General features: G+C 46.0%; 18 protein-coding genes. 8 read left to right on the forward strand and 10 right to left on the reverse strand.

Features of this window, described 5'->3' with window-relative positions:
* Positions 1-99 precede the first annotated feature (99 nt).
* On the forward strand, positions 100-1134 hold the full coding sequence (locus AAGC78_RS04425; protein WP_435782825.1) for an Ldh family oxidoreductase: 1035 nt from the start codon (positions 100-102) through the stop codon (positions 1132-1134).
* A 131-nt stretch (positions 1135-1265) separates the two neighbouring features.
* On the opposite strand, the gene AAGC78_RS04430 is transcribed toward AAGC78_RS04425, so the two are convergent.
* The 5 genes from AAGC78_RS04430 to AAGC78_RS04450 form a co-directional block, all read right to left on the reverse strand.
* Complete coding sequence (locus tag AAGC78_RS04430; protein ID WP_435782826.1) at positions 1266-1856, reverse strand: peroxiredoxin; 591 nt, start codon at positions 1854-1856, stop codon at positions 1266-1268.
* Positions 1857-1903: 47 nt separating this feature from the next.
* Positions 1904-2587, reverse strand: coding sequence for a c-type cytochrome (locus AAGC78_RS04435; protein WP_435782827.1), 684 nt, complete (start codon positions 2585-2587; stop codon positions 1904-1906).
* Between the two features lie 11 nt (positions 2588-2598).
* Positions 2599-3036, reverse strand: a complete 438-nt coding sequence (locus AAGC78_RS04440; protein ID WP_435782828.1) for a hypothetical protein — start codon at positions 3034-3036, stop codon at positions 2599-2601.
* Positions 3037-3101: 65 nt separating this feature from the next.
* Entirely contained in the window at positions 3102-4547 is a 1446-nt protein-coding gene (locus AAGC78_RS04445) for a DUF1501 domain-containing protein (RefSeq protein ID WP_435782829.1), read from the reverse strand.
* A 74-nt stretch (positions 4548-4621) separates the two neighbouring features.
* Positions 4622-7015, reverse strand: a complete 2394-nt coding sequence (locus tag AAGC78_RS04450; RefSeq protein WP_435782830.1) for a DUF1549 and DUF1553 domain-containing protein — start codon at positions 7013-7015, stop codon at positions 4622-4624.
* A gap of 595 nt (positions 7016-7610) precedes the next feature.
* Here AAGC78_RS04450 and AAGC78_RS04455 point away from each other — a divergent pair.
* The 3 genes from AAGC78_RS04455 (at position 7611) to AAGC78_RS04465 (ending at position 13489) form a co-directional block, all read left to right on the forward strand.
* Positions 7611-10385 carry a TonB-dependent receptor gene (locus AAGC78_RS04455; RefSeq protein ID WP_435782831.1) on the forward strand — a complete coding sequence of 925 codons (2775 nt, stop codon included), beginning with the start codon at positions 7611-7613 and terminating at the stop codon, positions 10383-10385.
* 107 nt (positions 10386-10492) lie between these two features.
* Positions 10493-11917, forward strand: coding sequence for an aryl-sulfate sulfotransferase (locus AAGC78_RS04460; protein WP_435782832.1), 1425 nt, complete (start codon positions 10493-10495; stop codon positions 11915-11917).
* A 138-nt stretch (positions 11918-12055) separates the two neighbouring features.
* Positions 12056-13489 (forward strand): sulfatase-like hydrolase/transferase, encoded by a 1434-nt coding sequence (locus AAGC78_RS04465; RefSeq protein ID WP_435782833.1) that lies wholly within the window; start codon positions 12056-12058, stop codon positions 13487-13489.
* Positions 13490-13632: 143 nt separating this feature from the next.
* Here the strand turns inward: AAGC78_RS04465 and AAGC78_RS04470 are convergent, their stop codons facing one another.
* The 5 genes from AAGC78_RS04470 to AAGC78_RS04490 form a co-directional block, all read right to left on the reverse strand.
* Positions 13633-15117: a hypothetical protein gene (locus tag AAGC78_RS04470; protein WP_435782834.1), complete on the reverse strand. Its 1485-nt coding sequence runs from the start codon at positions 15115-15117 to the stop codon at positions 13633-13635.
* A 477-nt stretch (positions 15118-15594) separates the two neighbouring features.
* On the reverse strand, positions 15595-15987 hold the full coding sequence (locus AAGC78_RS04475; protein WP_435782835.1) for a hypothetical protein: 393 nt from the start codon (positions 15985-15987) through the stop codon (positions 15595-15597).
* Positions 15988-16095: 108 nt separating this feature from the next.
* Complete coding sequence (locus AAGC78_RS04480) at positions 16096-16641, reverse strand: DUF4256 domain-containing protein (RefSeq protein ID WP_435782836.1); 546 nt, start codon at positions 16639-16641, stop codon at positions 16096-16098.
* A gap of 25 nt (positions 16642-16666) precedes the next feature.
* Positions 16667-17701, reverse strand: coding sequence for a hypothetical protein (locus AAGC78_RS04485; RefSeq protein WP_435782837.1), 1035 nt, complete (start codon positions 17699-17701; stop codon positions 16667-16669).
* Between the two features lie 33 nt (positions 17702-17734).
* A complete protein-coding gene (locus AAGC78_RS04490) occupies positions 17735-18820 on the reverse strand; it encodes a LacI family DNA-binding transcriptional regulator (protein WP_435782838.1) in 1086 nt (361 codons plus the stop codon).
* A 101-nt stretch (positions 18821-18921) separates the two neighbouring features.
* Here AAGC78_RS04490 and AAGC78_RS04495 point away from each other — a divergent pair, with 101 nt between their 5' ends.
* The 4 genes from AAGC78_RS04495 to AAGC78_RS04510 are packed head-to-tail and all read left to right on the forward strand — an operon-like array spanning position 18922 to position 23244.
* On the forward strand, positions 18922-20196 hold the full coding sequence (locus AAGC78_RS04495) for an ABC transporter ATP-binding protein (protein ID WP_435782839.1): 1275 nt from the start codon (positions 18922-18924) through the stop codon (positions 20194-20196).
* Complete coding sequence (locus tag AAGC78_RS04500) at positions 20196-21503, forward strand: ABC transporter substrate-binding protein (RefSeq protein WP_435782840.1); 1308 nt, start codon at positions 20196-20198, stop codon at positions 21501-21503. Before AAGC78_RS04495 ends, AAGC78_RS04500 begins: the two co-directional genes overlap by 1 nt.
* Positions 21500-22399 carry a carbohydrate ABC transporter permease gene (locus tag AAGC78_RS04505; protein WP_435782841.1) on the forward strand — a complete coding sequence of 300 codons (900 nt, stop codon included), beginning with the start codon at positions 21500-21502 and terminating at the stop codon, positions 22397-22399. Before AAGC78_RS04500 ends, AAGC78_RS04505 begins: the two co-directional genes overlap by 4 nt.
* Positions 22399-23244, forward strand: coding sequence for a carbohydrate ABC transporter permease (locus tag AAGC78_RS04510; RefSeq protein ID WP_435782842.1), 846 nt, complete (start codon positions 22399-22401; stop codon positions 23242-23244). Before AAGC78_RS04505 ends, AAGC78_RS04510 begins: the two co-directional genes overlap by 1 nt.
* Positions 23245-23291: the final 47 nt, after the last annotated feature.

The following is a 23291-nucleotide window of genomic DNA, read 5'->3' on the forward strand; positions in this document are numbered from 1 at the left end:
AATTCACGGACGAAGAAAAAATCGCGACCTTGCCGGGCAAGGCCGCGATTTTCTATTTTTGCCATAACCTGCAATCAATAATTTTAATAGGGAAAAAACATGACAGACTCGCTACGCATTTCGTATGAAGTACTCTGCCAGCGATTAGCACAACGCCTGCATGAAGCCGGCATTCCCCAGCAACAAGCGCTTTTGGAAGCCACCATCATGGCTGAAGCCGATTTACAGGAAGTCCCCTCTCACGGCGTACGTATGTTGCCTGGTTTACTCTCAGCGCTGGCGGATGGCCGCGTAAAATCCAATCCCGCTTTTTCATTAGAGCGCGAATTAGGCGCAATCTGCGTGTTGGATTGCGGTAACGGCCCCGGGCGATACGCCGCTGTGCATGCGATGGAACAAGCAAAAACTCGCGCGAAAAAATTTGGGGTCGGAATTTGTCTCGCCAAACGTACCACTCATTGGGGGCGCGCCCATGCCTATGCGAGCCGTGCTGCACAAGATGGTTTTATCGGCATCTGCACTACCAATGCAATTCCCAGCATGGCGATCGGAGGCGCAAAGAAGCCAGTGATTGGCAATAATCCGCTCGCAATCGGAATACCCGGTATTAATAACAGCGAACCTATAGTGCTCGATATGGCGATGAGCCAGGCTGCGGTCGGGAAAGTCGGAACATGGCTGCGCGAAGGAAAATCGCTACCGGATAATTGGGGTATTGATGCACAAGGCAATCCCACCAATGATGCCAACGCAATTCTTGCCGGTGCAGTGTTACCAATGGGCGAACACAAAGGCGCAGGGTTGGCAGTTATGATTGAGTTGCTTACTGCCGCACTGGCGGGCGCAGCGTTTACCCAGGAGCTATTAGTGGGCGATCAAAGCGGTATAGACCCTAACTCCAGCAAAATATTTATCGCGCTTAACGTCAATGCGTTTATCGAATTACCGGTATTTAAACAGCGAGTGCGGCACTTTCTGGATTATTTAAAATCCGAGGCAACACCCTTTAATTATCCTGGCGAGCGCGGTTGGCAAGTGCGTCAACTTAACCTGCTCGATGGTGTTCCGCTACACAAGGAAATCATTGCACGCCTGGAATCAGTAGGGGTAAATCTTCGCGGTGTCTTTAAGTAGAAAGAACAAATAGAAACAGGGGAATTAAATCAGTGAGGAGAGAAAATAAATAGAGGAGAGAAAGAAGAGAATAATTGATAACGTCCCTGTTATCTTAATCTACAAAAACCAGATTGCAGCGGGTGTATTGATTAACCCGCTTTTACTAACTGCTGAACTTTTTCCAATGCCGCTTTAACATTTTCTGCTGGTGTTACGCCGCCAATAGTCGCTGCAATTTTTCCATCAGGGGTAATGATAAAGGTAGTGCGCTCAGCAAAACCGTGCTCAATTGCCTTACCGCGTGAATCCACTTTACCTTCAGCAGCTTCACGGACATTCAGCTCAAATGAACGAGCTACTTTTCCACCAACATCCGAACCTACTGCAAATTTCCCGGCACAATATTCAGGGTCAGCAGAGAAATCATTAAGGCGTTCAATACTATCGAGTGACACACCAATAACAGTCGCACCAGCGGCAGCAAATTTTTCACTGTTCACCGAAAAAGTATGTGCCTGGATGTTACAACCGCCGGTATAGGCTGATGGATAGAAATAAACCACCACTGGACCTTTCTTTAAACTTTCGGCTAAAGAAAAGTTGAAGGGTTTGCCGGCCAGTGACGCCTCCAGATTAAACACTGGCGCTTTATCACCTTCTTTTAATGCTGCAAATGCTGATGTGCTCATTAATCCCACCGATAATCCTGCAATCAAACCCAATGTTAATAAACGTTTCATAATCTGTACCTTATTAGTGAATGCTATAACTTGAAAGAGAAAGACGTTTACAAGCTCGAAATATAATCGTTTAAGGCCTTAATTTCATTATCTGTTAACTTGGCGGTGACTTTATTCATGACGCCATCGGTGCTATTGGTACGCTCACCGTCGCGCCAGTCACGCAGCTGTTGATCCAGATAGTGCCAATCCTGACCACCAATGACCGGAATAAGTTCCACTGGCAATCCCGCAATTGGTGATGGTTGATCTGACGCCACCCCTTTTCCACTCACACCGTGACAGCTGGAACATGCCTGAATCTGCCGAGCGGCATCGCCCTCGAGGTATAATTTCTTACCCAGGGCATTACTCCCTGCCCCATCACCTTTCATAATTGGCTGCGCTGCATAGTAGGCAAATATATCCGCCGCAGTTTCATCATCAACCGTTCTGGCCATCATCGCCATAAAATCATTATGGCGATTGCCGCTGCGGAAATCCGTAAATTGCTTTAGCAAATAGGCAGGATGCTGCCCCGCCAACTTGGGAATTTTGCCGGATTCATTATTAGCGTGGATATTACCATCCGCGCCGTGACATTCCTGACAACGCTCATCAGCCGATGCAATTTTTCCATTATCCACACTTGCACTATCGAGAAGCGAATAATCAGGCTCCTCGGCCAGCGCAGATGATACAGATAGGAAATAGCAGACTAGCAGGCATAACCTGATAAGAAGACTACGCATTAGCAGCATGCTTAGTCTTCTTTATAGAAATTATGGCAGGTTTTGCACGCGCGGGATAAATCGGTCGCTGCATTCGCTGCGCTATCAAAATCGTTTTGTTCAATAAAAGTAACAATTTCGCTTGAGAATTTGATGCTTTTTTTGGACAAATCAACCGCTTCTGCAGAATCAGCTTGGGCAGCAAAATGTTTTTCTACCACTATGAACAATTCATTCAGCATTTTTGCATCTGCAATGGCAGCGTCTGCTTCACCAAGTGCAATGTTCGACGATAAACTGTCATTGGTGTCTTCGATGTTTTGCATCAAATCCATATCCATTTCAGTTTCTTCAGCAACGCTGGTGATACTGATAAGGAAACTACTACTGATCGCGATTACAATTAAACGTAAAGCACTTCTTAAACGTGAAATATTTGCTAAACGTACAACACCAACATAGTTACGCATAAAGTCCCAAACATATTTTCAAAAATGGGGGCAGCATCGCTGCCCCAAAACATTACTACGATGAATTAAGCCAGAATTTCCTTAACCACTTTACCGAACACTACAGTAGGACGCTCTGAACGGCCGTTGTTAATGAAGGTAGTTTTAAGGTGGTTCAAACCTAACAGGTGCAATACAGTCGCGTGTAAATCGTAGGTATCTACTGCAGTGTCTTTATCCGCAACCTGAACACCCAACTCATCAGTGCCACCGTAAGTGAAGCCAGCTTTCAAGCCGCCACCAGCCATCCATTGGGTGTAACCCCATGGGTTATGGTCACGACCAGTACCGCTCTCACCCCATGGCGTGCGAGAAAACTCGGAAGTCCATACCACCAGAGTTGTCTCCAGCAAACCGCGCGATTTCAAATCTTCCAATAAACCGGCGATTGGTTTGTCTACCATTTTTGCCATCAAGCCGTGGTTTTTATCCAGGTCATCATGCGCGTCCCAGCTGGTGATTTCAGTTTCACCGTCCGGCGCACCACTCACAACCTGAATGAAACGAACACCGCGCTCTACCAAGCGACGAGCGCGCAACAAGCTGGTGCCGTAGCTACTGGATGTTGCATCATCAATGCCATAAAGTTTTTTGGTTGCATCAGTTTCTTTGGAGAGATCAACCGCTTCCGGTGCAGCAACTTGCATGCGGTCGGCCAAATCGTAAGAGCGTAAACGCGCTTTCAATTCAGTATCCAACGGACGATTTTCCGCACCCAATTTATTCAAACGGTTCAACAAATCGAGTGAGCTACGTTGTTGCGATGCAGAGCGCAATTCAGGACGATCCAAATAATAAATCGGTGAGTCACCCGGGCGGAATGCAGTACCTTGATACACCGCAGGCAAGAAACCTGAGTTCCAGTTAACTGAACCAGCGCGTGGCTCGGATGCACCGTTGTACAGAACAACGTAAGGCGGTAAATCCGGGTTAGCTGAACCCAGCGCATAGGAAGTCCATGCGCCCAGTGATGGACGACCTGGGTTCAAGTCACCGGTATTCAATTTCAAAATTGAAATATCGTGAGTTGCACCAATGGTTACGCTTGATTTGATAAAGGTGAGTTTATCCGCGTGCTGCGCAAGGTTAGGTAGCAGGTCAGAGAACCAGGCACCGCTCTCGCCGTATTGTTTCCAACTTCTTTTGTTAGAAACAAACAATTCATTTACACCACCTTGTGTACTGGTCTTGATACCTTTCAAGAATGAATCAGGAACACCTTTACCTGCTTGCTTTACCAATTCCGGTTTGTAGTCGTACAAGTCCAATGTGCTTGGCGCGCCGTTCTGGTGTAACCAGATTACCGATTTAATTTTCGCCGGAAAATGCGGATCTTTTGGTGCAAGCGGATCAATTAATTCAGCGGCTGATGCGGCTGAAACATTGAGCCCTGGAATAACGCCAGCCAGTGCCGCACTGCCTACACCCAAGCTGCTATTCTTTAAAAAATCGCGACGTGATTTATTGTCCATTGCATTACTCTCTTGGTAATAGTTGTTAATCTTGGTGATAGTTGTTAAATAAAATTTGTTCAGCGAATTGCGTATCAGAAGCGATACGCAAATTCGTTGGAGTTAGCTACTGCGTGTACCAGGTCCACAAAAGCGGCTGCTTTGAATGGATCGAGATTTTTGGTGTCCTTCAATCCGGTAGGTACAGCTACTTCAAATTTGTCAGTCCAAACCTTGTTCTCTACCAATTTTTCCTGCTCTTTAAGGAAGTCCTTGAGCGCAGCCTTTTCGGTGCGGTTTGGTTTACGTGAGAACAGAATTTCATACAGCTTATCCAGTTGCGCATTTTCATTTGAACCTGCTTCTGAAATAACGCGACCGGCAAGCGCTTGTGACCAACTAAATACAACATCGCTATTAAACAGAGTCAGTGCTTGCAGGGCAGTTGTACTCACATCGCGCTTGTGGTGCGGCTTGGATGGATCAGCCGGATCAAACGATGCAGTCAGCGGATAAGGCAAGCTGCGACGCACAAAGGTGTAAATACTGCGGCGCTTGTGATCGTTAGGATCTTTTGCTTCTTCCCACAATGCACCACCTTGACCATTGTTTAAGGTATTACCCGCAACCAAACTGGCTGGTACTTTCGGGAATACTGCCGGGCCACCGATAGTTTCATCCAACTCACCTGATGCGTAGAGCAATGAATCGCGCAGCTCTTCTGCTTCCAAACGTTTGCGTGGATAAACCGCTAACAATTTATTGGCAGGATCAACCGCAACTACATCAGCACGCTCATCAGACTTCTGGCGATACACCGCAGACAATACGATTTCACGTTGCAGTTTTTTCGGGCTCCAATCGTTTTTCACAAACTCGGTTGCCAGATAATCCAACAGTTCTGGATGAGTTGGCTTTTCACCGGCGCGACCAAAATCCTCTACGATGCCGGAGATACCTTTCACAAACAATTGCGCCCACACACGGTTGACATACACACGAGTAGTCAATGGGTTTTCTTCACTCACAAGCCAGTTAGCTAACGCAGTACGACGACCGGTTGATGTTGCAGTTGGCGTGATTTCCAAGTGCGTCTTGCTACCAGCCCAAAGCTTGGGCAAACCAGGCTCAACTGCTTCCAATGGACGCTCGTGGATACCGTTAAAACGTACATGGGTCTCTGGCGCTTGTGTGCCTAACTCAGTGAGCGCGGTGTAGGTTTTTGAACCACGACGCGGACGCAGGTTGTCGTATTTTTTCAACTCTTCAGTCAGTCTTTGGTATTCAGTCCAACGCTCAATATTAGCCGGGTCAAATTGCGGGTGATGCTTCTCTGAAGTCTCACGCAAATAGGCTGCAATATCGCGCTCGGATGCCACTGCATTCAAACGGGAGTTAACCCATTTATCCAACGGAGTCCAAAGCTCTTTTGATTTGAAAATCGCGTCGCGGCTGTCAGTCAAATAACGTTCGTTGTGATATTTACGTCCTTTCTCACGCACTTGATCCAAAATCGCTTTTTGCTGATCAGTAACCGGCTTGATCGCTGCCTGATAAGTTGCTTGCGCGGTAATAAAATCAATATCCCATTGGGTTTCAGTACCTTTCGCTAACTCAACGCGCTCATTGGCAAAGGCGTTAGCAAAAAACGCTTGCAGCTGGAAATACTCGACTTGACTAATCTTGTCGATTTTATGGTTGTGACATCTCGCGCAACCAATAGTAGAAGCAAGGAAGGTTTCGCCTACCAGATCAGTCACGTCGGTAGCAATTTGGTAGTGACGCTGAACCAAATCGCGCGAGTTAAAGTTATCTGGATAACCTGCCAACAGACCGGTAGCGATTTTTGCTTCCTGACTCTCTGGCCAAATCTCATCGCCCGCAATTTGTTCACGAACGAATTGGTTAAAAGGTTTATCTTCATTGAATGATTTGATGACGTAGTCGCGATAGCGCCAGTTATTCGGACGAGTTTGGTCATTTTGGAAACCAGCACTGTCTGCGTAGCGGGCAAGGTCCAACCAGCGACGCGCTTGACGCTCACCAAAGTGCGGCGATGCCAGTAGACGGTCTACCAATTTTTCGTACGCATCCGGCGAGCGATCGTTTTCAAAAGCTTCTACTTCTGCCGGTGTTGGTAACAATCCCAACAGGTCCAGAGTAACGCGACGAATGTAGGTCGCACGATCAGCTTCTGCCGATGGCTTCAAACCATATTCATTCAAACGTGCCAGAACAAAATTATCGATAGGAGAACGAACCCACTTGCTACCATTTGCATCCGGTACTGAAACACTGGCATTGATTGGTACATAAGCCCAATCTTTAACAGCATTACTGGTAATCGGTTTAACTTTTTCTTTCTTGTCTGCGGCTGCAGTTTTTTTCTCAGAAGCTTTAGTAGCTTCTGCTGCAATTACAGACCCGGCTAAAAACGCGGATGCCGACAGGCCAATAAGTGCGACCTGAATTATTTTCTTTTTGTTCATCAACTCACTCCTAAAACAGATGATGGCTTCTAGACCAACACCATCGGGAACACCAAAGCGACAGGATTGCTGGCATTAACAGTTACTGCAGCCATTGATTTATCAACAGCTGCGAAAGACATAGCCATAAAAGCAACTAGCGAGCCATGTTTTGGAAGAGAGCAAAAATCGAAAACATTTTTGCTCATAGTGGATTGAATTTATTGATAATTTTTTTATTAAAATATTTTTAGCCTAGCGTAAAAATTTCTGCCTATAGACACCAACAAACGCTTTGCTGATGGATAAAAAACATCAAACAAAATAACTGCATTCTTGGCAACACAGAATTTTTAACAGCCAACAGTGACCTGAAAGTAGGTACACAATCAGGTATCGCAAACTGATTATTTTTAAACACTTTGCAACAGCAAAAATACGGCAAAAAACAGCTTGATTTGACTATACAAAAAATAATTTATTCACAAACCAAGCGATTGTTTTGTATGACTTTTTTAAAATCAAAAACCAACTCAAAAAAATAGTTAAATTTTCAATGGCATACAAATTGCCAAACTCCTGTTGTCGTCGTAATTCGAAAACCAGGAGTCTCTTGATGAGCATCGTTAGTAAAAAATCAACACCCGTAAAAAATGCTTCCTTTTCAACACGCAAAAATCGCTTTTCTTTATCACCTTTAGCGTTTTTTGTTGCCAGTGTTTTTGTTTCATCAGCCGCTGTTGCACAAACAGCAGATAATGCGAATTCTACCGCTGCGCAGAATGCAACTTCTCAAAATACTGCTGCACAAAACAGTACAGCCCCGGCCGCCGGGCAAAGCGAAGCCAAGAAACCATTGGTATTAGGCACAGTGACAGTACGTAGCCGTAACCGTATTGAGAAACTGCAAGACGTTCCCCTTTCGGTATCAGTTGTGCAAGGTAAAGAACTTGAGCGTTTGAATGCTACAGACATCAGCGCTGTAACCCAACGCCTCGCAAACATCTCCTGGAACCAGGGTAACCAACGTACCAGCAGCCTTGCGATTCGCGGTATCGGTAAGCAAGGCCAGACCGAAGCACAAGACCCTGCCGTAGGCTTGATTGTGGATGGCGTGAACTATGCCTATAACGCACTCTCATCCAGTTTCGATTTCACCGATATCGAAACTGTTGAAGTAGCACGTGGCCCGCAAGGTACATTGCTTGGCAAAAACAGCAGTATCGGCGCGATCAACATCACCACCAAACGTCCATCATTCGATTCTGACTTCGCTTACTCGTTGACCCTCGGCGAGTGGGATACAGTGCAAGGCCGTTTTGCTGGCGGCGGTGCAGTAATCGATGATTTGTTAGCATGGCGCGGCACACTCAGCGTGAGCAAAGGCCAAGGTGATATTAAAAACGCGTACAACAGCGACGAAAGTATTTCTAACAAAGAGCGTATTTCCGGGCGCGTACAATTTTTATTAACCCCCACCGAAGATTTTAGCGCACGCCTTGCAGTGGATGTACAACCACGCTCGGGTGAACGCACTAACGGCCGTACGATTTACACACCAACACCAGACAAGTATTCCGATGGCAGTGCTAACCCTAACAACTCTGACGCAAGTAAACGTTTAGCGCGTCGCTGGTTCACTCAAAGCCCTGGCTACAATTATGAAGATTCATATTTGTACGGCGGTGGTGAGAATGAATACAACACCGATGGCCGTCGTCCACTAATCACCGGTAGTAACGGTGCTACAGTGGAATTGAACTGGAAGCTGGATACCCACACCATCACCTCCATTACCGCTTATAAGGACTATCACTTTAATGCGGTGAACGATGAAGGCACGCCATTTGATATTCAGCGTAACTCAGGCGGCTTCTTTAATGACTATAAACAAAAGAGTCAGGAAATCCGGTTAAGCTCACAGCAAGGTGGTTTTGTTGATTATCAAGCCGGTTTGTTTTATCTGGATGTAAACAACGTTGCTGAATATCAACGTGTTTGGGGTAACGACGCTGGTGCCTGGTTCGCCAGTGCCGCGCAATACACAACACTGGATAGAGATGGTGCTGGCCGCTACCTGTTAATCAACTCTCTCTCGGGTCTGGATATGGCTTGGAACAGCCCTGCTGGTTTCCAGGATATTAACAACGAGAGTACTGCGGCATTCGCTCAATCTAACTGGAACTTCACAGACAAGTTTGTGCTGACCACCGGTTTACGTTTTACACGTGAAGAGCGCACCAACCGCACTGCAACTTATATCAAAGACAATGGTTTCGGCGGTGAGCTGAACCCGGCAGTAGTGAACGGTGTAAATCTTGGCGGATTTATTTCTAACAACAGCGGCGTGCTGGGTGCTGGCAATAGCAACGAACAACTTCTGCTCGCTGACTTCGTCGCTAATAAATATTTCGGTGTAGCTACCACAACTACTGCAGGTGCGGCCTACAACAGTTTGACCGCCGCGCAAAAAGCACAAGTCGGTGCAGCTAAAGCCTTGCGCCAATCGCAAATCGGCGTGGTATTTGATGAGATTGACGTTGAGCCTTACGAAAAAACCTTACCATCATTTGTACTTAGCCCCACCTACAAATTCCATCAAAACCTGACTGGTTATGTCTCTTGGCAACACGGTGAAAAAGCCGGTATTGCGCAAGCAACCAACGGTATTTCCAACCTGGTAAAAGAAGAGAAAATTGATGCATTTGAAATAGGTTTGAAATCGTTATTGCTAGATAACACGCTGGTATTCAACCTGGCATTGTTTGAAATGAATATCGATGACTATCAACAAACAAGCCGTGTTTTCGACGAATACACCACAAACCTCAATCGCCAATCTGACCCTACGGCGAACGATGTTTACACCAACGCGACAGCAAACATTCCTGAAGTACGCGCGCGCGGTATAGAAATCGACAGTATTTACTCAGGTATTCCTAACACCACAATTCGTTTTGCCGGTGCGATTACCGATGCTGAATATGTCGAATTCACTAACTCGCCACAACCTTCAGAAAATGGTTATACGGGTGCTCCACAGTATCAGGATGTCAGCGGTGAAACCTTACCGGGCGCTTCAAAATATTCATTCAACGTTGGTGTTGATTACCGCTATCCGGTGTGGGATGGCAAAGAATTCCACACCAGTTTGAACGCGCAGTACAACAGCAAGTTCAATTCGGATAACTCGCTATCAACTTATGGCTGGATCGAAGGCCGCACACTGGTGGATTTTTCTATCGGTTTAGGCAAAACGGACCAAACTTTCGATGTGAATCTGGTTGTGAAAAACCTGTTTGATGATGACACACCAAGCACACGCACCTGGAACAACTACACTCCAGCTCACCCGCGTTGGATAGGTGTGACTTTTAGCGGCCGTTTCTAATACCTGCAACCGCTTTAGTTAAAGCGGTTGGATTTAATTAAAACGTTACTAAAAGTTTTCTTCGCCATTGCCATGCAGTGGCGAAGATATTAAGGAGCACTACAGTAATGCTAACCGCAAAAAGAAAATCGTATCTTTCATTTTTGAGCACGGCTATTTTTTCAAGCTCATTGATATTAGCGGCCAATATCGCGCAAGCAATTCCCAGTGTATATCCAACCGGAACGACCATTTACAATCCCGCCAAAGCCTATAACTCTTACGTGTTATTTGCCGGACAAGACAAAAAAACTCACCTGATTGATTTGAATGGCAATGTCGTTCATGAATGGAATTACAACGCCTTTCCACCAGTATTAATTGATCCAGCGCTTAACAACGGCAAACGCGGTCATGTGCTGGTTCAGCTATCAGGTGATACCGGTGGCCGCGCGAATGCAACTACACAATCTATAGGGGAAGTGGATTGGAACGGTAAAGTTGTTTGGCAATGGGGCGGTGCCGGTGCCCAGGATGCTTATGCCAGCAATGGTACTGCGACTGACGCAAGCGGCTACGGCACCAGTATTCGCCAGCATCATGATTGGCGTCGCCTGCCTAACGGCAACACTATTATCCTCGTAAACTACGTCATTCCTGTTAAAGGTTGGAAGGCTGACAAGTTACTGGAAGATGGTGTTTACGAAGTAAACCCTAAGGGCGAAGTTGTTTGGAAATGGGCTGCCTTTGAACATCTGGATGAGTTTGGCTTTAGTGAAGCTTCGCTGAAAATTCTGCGCGAATCACTTACGCGCAACGACAAAACTATTCCGTTTGATTATTTGCACTTCAATAATTTATCCGTTGTTGGCCCCAATAAATGGTATGACGCCGGCGACCAACGTTTCCATCCCGACAATTTGTTATTCGATGCGCGTGAAGCCAATATCATTGGCATTATCGATAAGAAAAGCGGAAAAATTGTATGGCGTATTGGCCCGGATTATCCACCATCAATTGGCCAATTTAACCTGCCCCGCCCTGTTGACCAAATTTCCGGCCAACACGACGCACACATCATCTCCAAAGGTTTGCCCGGCGAAGGTAATGTATTGATATTTGATAATCAGGGCGCAGCCGGATATCCGCCAGTTAATATCGGCACCCAACCGCGTTCGCGCGTACTGGAAATTGATCCGGTGAAAAAAGAAATTGTGTGGCAATACACTGGAGTTGATTCGGGCAAACCGGGCTACAGCTTTTATAGTTCCTACATCAGTAGCGCACGCCGTTTACCTAACGGCAATACACTAATCGATGAAGGGATGAATGGCCGTTTATTTCAAATCACCAGTAAAGGTGAAATTGTGTGGGAATACATAAGCCCTTACTTCAGCACACCGAAACCGGAAGATGCACAACAGTTCTCCAACAATACTGTGTATCGCGCACAACCTGTTCCCTATGATTGGGTTCCTGAAGGAACTCCGCGGTCAGAGAAACCGGTTAAGGCGATTGATATCAAAACCTTCCGCGTTAATGCAACCAATTAACACCCACTATTTACAAACAGCTTGCTAACCAACTTCATAACGAGCGTTCACTAAACACGGATGTTTTCTCCTCTGCTGCCGGCGGGTTTCCTGCTGGCAGATTTTTCCGCTCATTCCTTTTTGCTTCCGGATTTATCTATGAATCGAATTGACCACAGCCGCCGCTCTTTTATTTCACGCATACCAAAAGTGTCTGCCGCATCCCTGGCCGCAACCGGCCTGCTTGGCGGCAAATGGGCTTATGCAAAGACCGCCGTAAAACCAAATATTATTTTTATCCTTGCCGACGATCTCGGCTATGCCGATTTAAGTGTGTATGGGCAACGCCATTTTGAAACACCGCATTTGGATAAACTCGCCAAACAAGGTGTGCGCTTCACCCAGGCTTATGCCAACTCTGCCGTATGTTCTGCAACACGTTTTGGTTTGATTACCGGCCGCTATCAATATCGCTTACGCGGTGGATTAGAAGAGCCACTCTCCAGTTCGAACAACAATATTGGTTTGCCGGTAGATCATCCGACCCTGCCATCACTACTGAAAAAACAGGGTTATAAAACGGCGCTCTTTGGTAAATGGCACCTCGGCTCCTTACCTACTTTTGGCCCTCTCAAAAGCGGGTACGATACATTTTTTGGTAACTACGGTGGCGCGCTCGATTATTTCACGCATAAAACCAATGTCGGCCCCGATGCAAAAGAAGGATTGTTTGAAGGCGAAGTACCAGTGGAAAAAGTGGGCTATTACACTGACCTGATCGCAGACCGTGCAGTTGATTACATCAAAACCCATGACAAAAAAAATCCCTTTTTGTTATCGCTGCATTTCACCGCACCTCATTGGCCTTGGGAAGGACCGGAAGATGAAGCCGTCGCACAAGAAATTAAAAGCCTGTTCCATTACGAAGGCGGCAGCCTTGAAACTTACGCCAAAATGGTTAAGTCATTGGATGAAGCTGTCGGTCGTGTATTGAAAACACTCGATGCCAATGGCCTCGCGAAAAACACTATTGTTATCTTTACCAGTGATAATGGTGGTGAACGCTTCTCCGATACCTGGCCATTTACCGGCCAAAAAACTGAATTACTTGAAGGTGGCATACGCGTTCCGGCCATCGTTCGCTGGCCAGCAGCAATTAAAAGTGGGCAAGTCTCTGAACAGGTCGCCATTACCATGGATTGGCTGCCCACGCTGTTATCCGCCGCAGAAGGTGCACCTGACCCAGCCTATCCAAGCGATGGCGAAAACTTGTTGCCCATCCTGTTCGGCGCGCAGCCCGTTAAACCACGTACACTTTTTTGGCGCTACAAAGGCAATAACCAACGCGCCATACGCTCAGGTGATTGGAAATATTTAAAGATCGCCAATAACGAGTTTTTATTTAACCTTGCAGAAGATGTGCGTGAACGCGCCAATTACGCCGAGCGTAATCCGGAAAAATTTAATGAGCTTAAACAGCAGTGGGAAAGCTGGAATAAAACCATGCTGGTTATTCCGCAAGAAGCCAACACACACGTAGTGGACGGCACATTGCAAGCGGATCGACATGGTGTTATTAGCACTAAAAAATGAAGCAAGCAGCAAGGATGCTGGATATTGTTGCGTCCCCCCCAAGCAGATTCATTTGAGCATTGAATAATAAAACACTACTCATATTCTCAGCTCTTACTTAAATTAATTTAATAGCCGTAGTGTTTTATTTGGAGCGTTATTTATTAAGGCAGTAACTTTTCTGGTAATGGTGATTTTAAAAAACCCGGATTTATCGTTAATATCACATCATGATCATTAATTTTCCAGGCAGTAAATATCCCTGAAGGCAATTCATAGGAAAAGCGTTTTTCATAAAAAGGTTTTATATAATCGCAGTCCCACCCTTCCAAATTAGTACAGACGCGAAAATCCTTAAATCCCATATTTTTCAACACTGGCAACCAATACATCGGCGGCGCAAAGCCCTCTGAGAATCTTCCACGTATTCCGTGCTCCAAATTGAACTTAAGGAAAACTTTTTGTGATTCACTCATCTCTGCAACAACGAACAAACGCTGTACTGTTTTTGGATCATAAGGTAAAAGCTGGGAAAACTCTTCTTTCATACTTTCTGTATTAGCACGATACCAATCAATACCATTATTGGTAAGAACTGACATTCTCAGCCCCAATAAAAAAATAAGGCTTAGTCCAATTAACGCCATATAATTACTGGAATACTTTCGCAATAAAAATGCGGATATCAAACCAATAAAGACCGGGGTTAGCGTACGCTCCTGAATGTATATACCTAAAGGCAGTGTGGACAAATAAACGCCAGATGCGCAAAAAGCTCCCAACAACATCACTATTTGGGAGCGCAAAACAATAGAGGAATAGATCCCCCAACTAATAACGGCAATAACCAACACACTGATCAACACCAGACTAATCCGCAATAGCTGAGATGACATGGCCAGATATATTCGTTGGAGATTCTCAGCAAGGCTCGCCAAATCAGTTATGTAATTCGGATTACGCCACTCTGCAACTTGGATACTATTACCCGTCAACTGCCATACGATCAAATTGGTGATCAGATAACCAAAACAAAAGGCTAAGATCCACAGGAAAAATACAAGCACTGCTCTTTTATAATCAAGATCCTTCAAAAAAAGCAGGGGTAATACGAAATAAAATACACTGAACGTACCGAAAAGCAGTACCGCCATTAAAGGAAAGAAAACATATATCGATATAAATCTAGCTAGCAGCGAAGCAAAACCTAGCAGTAAAAAGCCTGACACCAATGTTTCTGGCCATTGCAACTGCACCGGAATTACTGGAATCTGGCAAATCAATAGGCCGAATATTAATGAAAACCTGTGTTCGCCGGTATAGTTATAGGCAACTCCATACCCAAAAGTAACAACGCCTAAATAACTCAGCCAGATCGCCACCTGACCTGGGACAAGACGCAAACAATCAAACAAAAAATAATTGATCCAGCGCCCCTCTTCCGACAACTTGTCCGCGTAAGAGTCCACGTAGTACATAGAGTCCTGTCGCCATATGTCTATCGGCCAATAGTTACATAAGGTAAATACAAGCATCAAAAATAGGAGACTTGCAATAATTAGCTCGACATTACGCCTAAAGGTAGCACTTCCCTCGAAAGCCTCAAAAATGCCAAATCCCTTATTTACAAACACCACATCAGAGTGCACAAAATTCCCCAGGTTTTTCGCTAAAAAGTTGACTCAATCTGTTAAAAATACAGAATTAATCAATAGCAATAACCTAGCCACACCCTCAAAAAGGACATCGATATAAATTAAGAAAAGGATAAAAATATAGAAAGGTTTTATAAAAATAATAAAACCGCATAGAAAACAAGATCAAATAGCACAAGGGTCGTCTTGTTCCGATAGAACAGATAAGGAGGCATGGCGCAGATCTTTTTTTATCTTCGATAGTTAGCTAACTTAGCGCTAGCATGCAGAAAAATAAACACTTAATTGTGACATTTTAAACACCACTGCTGATTATAATGCAGTACAAATGAAAGCATTAAGAAAAAATAATTTCCTTAATGTGGAAACCTAAATCAGACTGAAAAGTATTTTATAATTTCGAAAAATGATTTTTAATATATGAATTCCAAAATATTCACCAACTAGTGATAGGATGTGAAATAAAAATTTTCATCTTGGGATATAAGCACCGCTCATAATGCAGCTAATAGCCATCTCGCCAATACCCAGGACAATCACACCTGTATCTTTCACTATTGCGAGAGGAAGATCTTCCAGCTTGACTTGCAGTACTTCATACAAGCTTGGATCAGGTGCTTTAACAAAACAAGCTCTACGATTTTTAGACGACCCTGCTCCGAAATATAGCTCCTTACATACATAATCGGCACCCGATGCTTTCAACTCCTCTTCAACATTTACCGACGTGCCATCCTGTACAACTTCGATATATTCTTGCGGCGGAGTTTTACCTAGGGATTCCGCAGTTGATTGGCAGCCCGAGATCATTAAGAACAACACAAGTAATATCGGAGTTATTATTCTTTTCATTTTAGTGTCCATTTCAATCCTTCCTCCACATGAGGTTTCGTAATCCCTCAGGATAACTAAAGACACCGCGCAACGCTCTTTCAATTTCCCATCTGAAACACACTGTTACAAACCACATCGTTAAACTCGTAATACTCCACGAAATGCTCTTGCCGCATAATAGGAAGACGCACCGTTGTGATAAACAAATACGTGGTCATAACGACGATCACAAAAAAGTGCGCCATCAAGCTTTCTAATCTCTGCGGGTGTTTTAACCCAGCTGGAAGTTTTTAGGTCAAACTCACCTAGCGTTTGTAGTTCGCGATACTGTTCTTCTGTCAAAAGCTCAATACCCATAGCAGTGGCCATATCGATAGCACTGTTGGCTGGTTTATGTTCTTTCCTTGAATCAAGCGCTTCCCGGTCGTAACAAATGCTTCTGCGACCTTTTGGGGTTTCCGCTGAGCAATCAAAGAAAATAAATTCGCCCGTCTTTTTGTCAAACCCAACCACATCCGGCTCACCGCCGGTTTCTTCCATTTCGTTTAATGATTTAAGTTTTTTAGGGTTTTCTTCCAAGCGTGCTTGCACTTTGTCCCAATCGATGCCTTTATGGCGATTGGTGTTTTTCTCAAAGCGGGCTTTCAGTATTTTGAGCAATTGTTCGTATTGTTTTGTTTTCATACAAATTCACCCCATTGAAATTCAATTATTGATAGATTGATGGATATTGTCTTCTCAATCCCAATGCTTTAACTATCACATTCTCAAGTGAATACTCACCCCAGCCAGTTGCACCACATAACCTTCGCGAATGTTCATCGTAGACATATTTCGATGTAACCAAAACCTCACCCTTACGAAGATCCTCAACGGTTGCAGACTCAACAATCAGATTAACCTTTTTAGAGTAGGATTTTCTTTCAATATATATAGCAATATCGCTTTTAATTTCATTGACGTGATTATATTTCTTAGATGAATACCTAACGTAAGGAGTATTTTTTTCGGGATTTTTATCAGTATAAGTGTAATTATCCTCCTCACCAAAAATCAAATAACCACTATTAACATATGCAGGAATGGAAAATCCTCCCGAGGTCTTTTTCCACCAGAAAAAATTTCTTTGGTACTCCTGAACAAAATCATTCAAATATATGCTCTCCACATTATCTGCAGAAGAAAATACTTCTGTACGTGCATCTTTACACTCAAGATCATAAATACGATTGCGTTCAGATTGAATTAAATATTGTGATTCCTTACCGATGTAGTAATAGTTATATATCAAATTATATCCCACATACATTGGAATAATTATTGATATGGGAATGAGAAAGGATGGCATTCCAGAAAATCTCACCGCCTGACCGAACAATAAAACAGCTATCGATAAAACCCAAAGAAAGTACCCCCATCCCAATGACGTAACATCCTCCTGAAAATCCAGATCAGGAGGGGCAACTCTTTTATCGAAGATGAAACTCATTGCAAATAGAAGGGCGAAAACGCAAAACATTATCGTACGAGCTCTGTTGTACTGACCAAGAGCCATCCAATATAACGGATTCGCATACCAACTAAAGACCCCTGTAAATATGCCTAGTGCGCCGCTTGCCAAAAGCTCCATTGAATTCTGAGGCTGTCGGGATTCACCTAAATAACATGCAGGAAAAAACAATGCAGAGATATATAAAACAACGGATAAATATATATGGAAATTTGAAAACGAAATACTTTTCATAAACTCTATTCCTTTTTTAATCCAGCAACGAAATCAACTACTCTCCCGCTCAATCAACTCACACTGCAAATGAAAATGCTCGGGTGATTCTTCTGGCTCTGGCAAAGCACCGACCAACTCCAGAATCCTGCGTGCGGCGACTGCGCCGATTTCTGTTGCGGGTGGGCGGATGGTGGTGAGGCTTGGGTAGAGTTTATCAGCGATGGCGTAATCGCCAAAGCCGACGATTGCGCATTGGGTGGGTATTTTTATTCCGGCGCGTTGGGCGGCAAGTAATGCACCGCAAGCGAGGTTGTCGTTGGCGAAGATGATCGCATCGGCAGGATTATCGCACTGTATCAAGGCTTTAAATGCTTCTTCGCCCGCTTCTAATGGTGCTTGTGCTTTAGGTGTGTAGGCGCGGCTTTCGCGATTGTGCTGTTGCATTACTTCAACGTAGCCATCGCGACGCTCCAATGCGCTGAAGTCGCCTACGATGCTATTGGTAACGAAAGCGATGCGCTCATAGCCCTTGTCGATAAGATAACGCGCGGCCATGCGGCCTACGTCTTCGTGCATAAAACCGACTTGGATCGGTGCGCGCTCTGTTTGCAAATCCCAGGTTTCCACCACCGGAATGCCCGCTTGCGCGATCATCTTTTCCGTTGCCTCGGTATGGAAATAACTCGTCAGCACCAGCGCGGCGGGCGACCAGCCGAGAAAGCTGCGCACCGCATTCTCTTCCTGCTCGGGTGAGAAATAACTCGATGCCAGCATCAGCTGATAGCCGTTCTGGTTGAGGATATCGCTCACGCTCTGGATGGTATTGGCGAAGATCGGACCGGAGATATTGGGAATCACCATCCCTACGATACGCGAGCTGGCTGACGCCAAACCACCCGCAACCAGATTGGGCACATAACCCAGCTCGGCAACGGCAGCGGCAATCTGCGCACGCAGCTCCTCTGAAACAGAGTCTGGCTGCTTGAAGTAGCGGGAAATGGTAATTGCCGAAACGCCGACATGGTTGGCGACCTGACGGATAGTAGTGCGACCCGCATTGCTACGGCGCTTGCGGGTAGGTGTTTCTTTGGGCGACTCGTTAGAGAGTTCGGCTGAGAATTCGGTGGATTCTGACATATGCTTTTATCGTATATAAGGATAACCAAGTATTCTTTTGAAACTTAAGTGCCATTCATTATATTGCGCAAATGTTACCGGTAACAAGAAAAGTATTGCGCATGAGTATCTCCAACATCATTTCCAGCTTCAGCTTGTTCTCCCGCCCCGATGCGGTAGTTGAATCCGCCAGTTATGAAAACGAGGCGGTGAGCACGCCCAATACCGGCGCATCTAAATCAGCTGCACTTAAAACTGCCTTGAACACTAATGGTGAGCGTTTCCCCCTCTCATTGCGTGAATTAGGCAAACGCTACGACAGCGAACGCCAGACTTTGGCGGGCGTAGATCTGGAAGTCAACGCCGGTGAGTTTGTAGTGCTGGTTGGCCCGTCTGGCTGCGGGAAATCCACTTTGTTGCGGATGGTGGCTGGACTGGAAAGCGTGAGCGAAGGCGAAATCCTTATCGGCGACCAAGCGGTTAATGACCTGCCACCGAGCGAGCGCGATATCGCCATGGTGTTTCAGGATTACGCACTCTACCCACATAAAACTGTCTTCGAGAACATTGCTTTCGGCTTGCGCGTACGCGGGGCGGCAAAAGATGAGATTGAACGTCGCGTTAACGAAGTTGCGGCGCAATTACAAATCACCGAATTTTTATCGCGTAAACCGGCAGCATTATCCGGGGGACAACGCCAGCGTGTCGCTATTGGCCGCGCCCTCGCCCGCCATGCGCGCTTGTTTTTATTTGATGAACCACTCTCCAACCTCGATGTAAAACTGCGTAACGAAATGCGCGTGGAAATTAAAAAATTGCATCAGCAATTTGGTATTACCACGCTCTATGTTACGCACGACCAAATCGAAGCTATGACGCTAGCTGATCGCATTGCAGTTATGGCGAATGGCAAAGTCGAGCAATACGGCACGCCCGATGAAATTTATAACGAGCCAGCAACTACGTTTGTGGCCAGTTTTATCGGCTCGCCAGAAATGAATTTATTGACGCTACCACTGCGTGAACAAGCCGGTGCTCGCGGTGTTTTACTGGGCGATTTATTCCTGCTACTGCCAGCAGAATTTTCTGCGTATCAGGGTGATGAGATAGTGGTTGGTTTGCGCCCGGAAGCTATTTTACGTGCGCAAGACCAAACAGAAACAATTACCGCTTGCATCTTATTGATTGAGCCGCTCGGTGCAGAAACAATTGTGACCTTGACTGTACACGGTCAACAAGTGACTGGCCGCTGGGCAGCGGATCGCAATTTAGCAACGGCAACTACGCTGCCTATCGCCGTGGATAATCAACGCCTGCATTGGTTTGATCCGCAAACGCGCGTGAATTTAGCGTTGCAATTTTCCAATGATGCCACTTCTGCAGAGGCGCAAGCCTGATGAAGTTGCAATTGATTAAATCATTGCTCGCGCTTGCACTAGTAACTACAAGCTGGTTAGTGAGTGCAGCCGATGCACCCATCGAATTACGTTTATTTGCTGGCGGTAATACCACACGCCCCGATTTATTGCGCAAGCTGCTGGATGATTACCAGGAAAAAAATCCCGGTGTGCACATCCAAATCAGTGTAGGCAGCGCGACTGCTGAATTACAGCGCAAATATTTAACCACCCTGCTCAACGCCAAAGACTCCACTTACGATGCCTTTATTCTGGATATCACCAGCCCTGCGCAATTTGCAGCTGCCGGCTGGACTGAGCCGCTGAACAATTATCTGGGCGCTAACGCGGAACAATTATTTACCGAATATTTACCCGTTTATCGCGAAGCCAATTGGTTTGGTAATCGTCTTGTCGCGCTACCAGCTTATAGCGATGCGATGTTCATGTATTACCGCAAGGATTTACTTGAGCAGCATGGCATTACTCCGCCTGAAACCTGGGAAGAATTAGCCAGCGCAGCGCGCACAATCCTTACTGCCAATAATGATGCAAACCTGCAAGGTTTATCGATTCAGGGCGCACCGATTGAAGGCGCAGTTTGCACATTCCTGCTGCCTTATTGGAGCCAAGGTTCTGATGTGATTGATCACGATGGGCACCTGAGTTTTAACCGCGCACATGCCACTAACGGGTTTCAATTATGGCGCGATCTAGTTGCACAAGGTGTTATCAAAAAAACCGTAGCCGAAATTAAAACCGGCGATACCTTAAATGATTTCAAAGCTGGCAAAGCGATCTTCGCCATCAATTGGGGCTTTGCTTGGGACAGATTCCAGCGCGATGCTGATTCACGCGTGCGCAACAATGTCGGCGTTATTCGTTTGCCCAAAATTACCGGCGGCGAACACGCGAGTTGCATCGGTGGCTATCAATGGGCGGTGTCCGCATTTTCCCGTCACAAGGCAGAAGCCGCTGCACTGGTGAGTTATTTAGGCTCAACTGAAGTGTCTACTTATCTCGCATTAAAAGGCGGACTATTGCCAACACGCACCGCACTGTATCGCGATGAAACATTGAACGCGCAGATTCCCTGGCTGCCGTTTGCCGAACCCGTTTTGCTCACCGCCAAATCACGCCCGGTAACTCCGCGCTACGCAGAAGTATCCAATGCAGTTCGTTCGGCAACATCTGCCGTATTGGGCGGCTCGATGAGTGTAAGTGAAGGTGTGAACGATATCGAGCGTCGTCTCACCCGCATTCTGCGCAGCTCAGCTACAACTAAAACGGGAGATGTGCAGCCATGATCAGCGCACGCCTCGTTAATTCAAATTCATTGCGCCGCAGCGATCGCTGGCTCGGGTTAGCACTGGTTACACCAGCAGTAATTTTATTGCTCTCACTGGTAGCTTATCCATTAGGACGAATTTTTTACGATAGTTTTTTCAGCTTGCGTCTTACCGATCAAGCGCCGGGAATATTTATCGGTTTTGAAAACTATCTCTACGCATTGGAAGACCGCGATGTGCGCTCTGCTTTTTTTGTCACCCTTGCACTCACACTGATTACTGTGCCGGGTGCCTTGGTATTAGGATTATTGTTAGCACTCGCAGGCAATATTAATTTCCGTTGGCGCTGGCCAATTCGTTTGGCCTTGCTACTGCCGTGGGTATTGCCGATGAGCTTTACCGGAATGATTTTCGCGTGGTTTTTTCACAGCGATTACGGTGTGGTGAATGATCTGTTGCGCCGCTTCGGTTACCAACCTGTTGCATTTCTACTTTCACCGGGCTGGGCATTTTTTACCGTCGCGGTTGCTGTCACCTGGAAAACCTCATCATTTGTTGCACTGATTTTATTGCCGGGTTTGCAAACTATTCCACAGAGTTTATACGAGGCAGCTGATCTGGAAGGTGCGAGCCGTTGGCAACGCTTCCGCCATATCACTCTCCCTTTGTTGATGCCAGCCATTGTGGTTGCACTGATTTTCCGCACGCTGAGCGCAGTGCAAACATTTGATATCCCCTATGCAATGACTCAAGGCGGTCCCGGTCAGGCAACGCAAACATTGGCGATGCTAGTGAATACTGTGAGCATGGAATATCTGGATATTGGTTATGGATCATCGTTAGCCGTGTTGCTGTTTTTAATGTCGCTGATTATCAGCCTGCCCTACCTGAAACATTTGCGGAGGAGTGTGTGATGAGCACAACTAAATTCGTTCCGCAATTTTCAGCCCGTTTATTGTTGTGGGCGATATTGGCGATTGTGTTGATCAACGGATTATTTCCCGTGATCTGGATTTTTCTCACCTCATTGAAAACTGAAGTGGAACTGGCAGCAACACCCATCACCTGGCTGCCGGAAAACGCATCGCTGGCAAATTATCAGCAAGCGTTTAGCCAACAACCTTTGTTGTTATTTCTCGGCAACAGTTTGGCGATTGCATTGTTATCAGCCTTGTTAGCTCTCGTTATTTCCATCGGCGCTGCTTACGCGTTTGCACGCCTCGCATTACCCAAAGCGGGATTATTGTTAGTGGGACTAATCGCACTCGCCATGTGCCCACCTGCAACATTACAAGTGCCGCTATTTGAAATGATGCGCGCACTGGGCTTATTAAATACCTGGCTCGCATTGATTTTGCCGAATGCTGTGTTGAGTTTACCGGTATGCATTTTAGTGCTGGTGGCTTTTTTCAAAAGTCTACCCGAAAGCCTTGAACAAGCAGCAATGCTCGACGGCTGCAGCCGCCTCGGCGCGCTCTGGCGTATTGTGCTCCCGCTTTCCTTACCCGGTGTGATTACCGCCGGCACCCTGGCCTTTGTGAACGCTTGGGATGAATTTTTATTCGCGCTGGTACTGAATGCCGCGCCTGAAAACCGAACCCTACCTGTGGGAATTTTGTTCTACCAAGGCGAATTTACATTTCCTTGGCCACTTATTTCAGCAGCACTGATCGTGGGCATTGTGCCCTTGGTGGTGTTGATTGCCCTTTCCCAGCAACGGCTGGTCGGCAATCTCACCGCTGGCGGTATGAAAGGCTAACCACACTAAAGCCTCGCCGTGCGGGAAGCATCGCGGCCACACCACGA

Origin of the sequence: Cellvibrio sp., assembly GCF_039207905.1 — a bacterium.
Taxonomy (GTDB): domain Bacteria; phylum Pseudomonadota; class Gammaproteobacteria; order Pseudomonadales; family Cellvibrionaceae; genus Cellvibrio.